Raw genomic sequence first — 1,940 nt, 5'->3', positions numbered from 1 at the left:
TTAGATCAAACACTTGTAAATGTTGATTTTCAGCGTGCTTTTTCCTCATTTCATCTAGGATTTTCCTTTCTTCTGCAAACCTAGAAAGTAGTTTTTTGATAAGAATGGGCTTTAATAAGCAGAAGCAGTCATATATTTTTCCCTGCCTATGATGTAGCAGTGCAAAGTCTTGTGGATGGTAGTTTTTATATACTATCATTGCCAACAATTTAATTTTATCAAGGTGTGCATTCTTTTTGCTAAGTAACTTATAATATTGAGCAAACTCATTCGCTATGTTCTTGAGTATGCGCATATCTTGAATGAAGTATGCTATTTCCGACAAGTCCTTGTCTGGGAATCCGTCAGAGAATCCTCTTTCCGCCAAAGCACTCTTGAGTTTAGCTTTTGAATTTGAAGGGTTGATTACAGGAATCACTATTGATATATAATCAAAGAACTTAGTTCTTTCTTCATCCTTGAAAATATCATCTTTAACGGCATATAAAAATACTATATGTCGCCCTATTACATTAGATTCATTCAGAAGAAAATTAAGTTCTCTGAGTTTCAAGAAGATCTTTGATGTACAAAACCTGTCAAGGTCTTCAATGATAACAATATCATACTTAGTTGCTTGAAAGAAGTAGAGAATTTCATCTAAATGCCGGTTAAAGATAGATGTATCTTCGTTTAATTCGATAGAAGGATCTTTAAGATTGAGTTTATAAAGCTTTGAATTAGCATAGTTGGGAATCAATTTCCAAACAACCAACACCACCACAGCAAGCATATATAAAACCGCAAAAAAATCAGGTATCACATTCCATTGCCCCAAATTAAGACAAGAATATAATGTCTCTATTCTTGCCCATGAAGGCTCAAAAGCTATGAAGAAAGCCAGAATAAAACCAACCACTCCACACGAGTATAGACAGAGCCTTTTAAAAGACATGTGTAATATCCTGCGGAACCTACTGCTTGGAACTATGCTTGTCTTCTCATGATAAATAAGCTGCTGTAAGATGCTATATTCAATTTTCCGATTAAGTGCTTCTTCAGCTTCTTCTCTTTTTTTCGAAGTGGGTGAAGATTTTCCAAACTCTTCTGCTGTTTCATCTACTCGTAGAGTTGCTAAAGAAATATGCAAAGGCTTCCTCTCTTTAGGAAGAGTAGTTATCAAAGTTTCTAATATAGAACTCTTGCCAGACCCATAAGGTCCTGTCAATGCTATATTCCTGATATTCCTCTTATCAAAAGCGACGTTCAATGCTTCATTTAAGTCCTCGACTACTGAATAAGCGTCATCATCTTTAGATATTAATTCGGGTAATAACGGCTGAATCTCCATTGAAAATGAAATAAATTAAGTTTAGTAACTCTGTTATTACTCCCCACAGCTCTTAAAATTCTCCACCTGCTCCATTACCTGGTCAAACACTTCTTTGTTATACTGTGGAGGATAGCCATTCTCGTATAAGCAGAAGAAGATTTTCTGGTTCAGGTCGGCACGTATCTTACTGTTGTTTAGCCAGTCGGTAAAGGTAGACTGAACATCAATGAGCTCTTTGATTTTCTTTGCCAGAGCCTTACACTTTTCGTTGACAACCAGTGCCCCCACCTTCTTATCCTCTCCGTACTCGAAGTTATACTTATCCCTGAGATGCAGCAAAATATCATAGAAAGCCTTTTCCTCAAAGCTCAATCCCAGCCCTCGGAAGCTCTCCTTTTCTTCGCCTAACGCATTCAGCAGGTTTAACGCCTGCTTTGTGGCTTCATCAATGATGGCTGTCACCGCCTCATTCTGTGTCACTGTAGCCTCGTCAGCCGATAGTGCATCACGACGCTTGTGGTATTCATCGAGTGTCTTGCGCAGCAAGTCCTCATACTTCTCTGCAGCAATCTTATTGGTCTTCTTGTATTCCTTAAACTCACCCTCGGGCATCTTCGCTTCAGCAGCA

2 protein-coding genes are annotated in these 1,940 nt (G+C 38.1%); both read right to left on the bottom strand.

Annotated elements, in window-relative coordinates; all coding sequences use genetic code 11:
• Positions 1–1,330, bottom strand: a 1,330-nt coding sequence (locus tag Q7O90_RS08140; RefSeq protein WP_304129238.1) for a YobI family P-loop NTPase, incomplete at its 3' end; no start/stop codon positions are given.
• Positions 1,331–1,366: 36 nt separating this feature from the next.
• Positions 1,367–1,940 (bottom strand): type I restriction enzyme endonuclease domain-containing protein (locus tag Q7O90_RS08135; protein ID WP_304129236.1); only part of this gene is annotated, 574 nt, incomplete at its 5' end.

The sequence above is a fragment of the Mogibacterium diversum genome (assembly GCF_938028775.1).
GTDB lineage: Bacteria > Bacillota > Clostridia > Peptostreptococcales > Anaerovoracaceae > Mogibacterium > Mogibacterium diversum_A.
The sequence above is the reverse complement of the archived record's forward strand: the minus strand, read 5'-3'. Positions and strand labels throughout refer to the sequence as shown.